The organism is Peptoniphilus hominis (ex Hitch et al. 2025) (genome assembly GCF_040096015.1).
Taxonomy (GTDB): domain Bacteria; phylum Bacillota; class Clostridia; order Tissierellales; family Peptoniphilaceae; genus Peptoniphilus_A; species Peptoniphilus_A hominis.
The window spans coordinates 1-778 of record NZ_JBBMFO010000076.1 but is presented as its reverse complement, the minus strand read 5'-3'; the positions used below and the strand labels follow the sequence as shown (position 1 = coordinate 778).

General features: G+C 30.5%; 2 protein-coding genes. Both read left to right on the top strand.

All coding sequences use genetic code 11. The features are described from left to right. The coding region (locus tag WMO19_RS09825) for an SEC-C metal-binding domain-containing protein (protein ID WP_435891063.1) at positions 1-133 on the top strand (133 nt) is incomplete at its 5' end. Between the two features lie 301 nt (positions 134-434). Continuing rightward, on the top strand, positions 435-778 hold a 344-nt coding region (locus tag WMO19_RS09820; protein WP_349171685.1), incomplete at its 3' end, for an IS110 family transposase.

Below are 778 nucleotides of genomic sequence, written 5' to 3'. Positions count from 1 at the left end.
AGTAGAAACAGTAAATCCCGATGACGGAAAACAAAAACCTTATGTGAGAAAAGAAAAAAAGGTTGGAAGAAATGACCTATGTCCATGCGGAAGTGGAAAAAAATATAAAAACTGTCACGGAAAATTTGAATAAGATTTAATTGAATTTTGAATAAAATAATTAACTCTGGTAGTACTTAAAGTATGCCAGAGTTTTTTAGTACCATAAATAGTGTAAGAAAGGAAGTAATTCCTATCTTGCACTATTTTTGTATAATGAAGAAGTAGTATGACGAGGCGCTTTTAGGGTTGAAATATCCGTCAAAAAAACTGTCAACTACCTTTTCATTATTCATATTCGGTTAAGCAGGTTGGGCAAAACGTCCGTGTCACAGGCTAAAATGAGTGTAATGGTGCAGGTAGAAACTACAAAATAAAAAGAAAGAAGGATAACCATGATATCTGCAGGAATAGACATATCAAAAGAAAAATTTACAGTTTGTGCATTAGAACAAGGAAGCAAAATAATCTGGAAACCATTTGATGTTTCTCTAAACAAAACTAAAGTCGAAGAATTATTAAAGAAACTAGAAAAAATAAAAGAAGAAGTAAAAATAACAATGGAAGCAACAGGAAAATATCATCTACCAATACTTTATGAATTAAAAGAAAGAGGCTACTTTGTAACAGTAATAAATCCATTAAAGATGAAACAATTTTGCCGAGCATTAAACTTTAGAAAAGCAAAAAATGACAATATAGATGCAAAACAAATAGCAGAATATGGACTAATGTATTG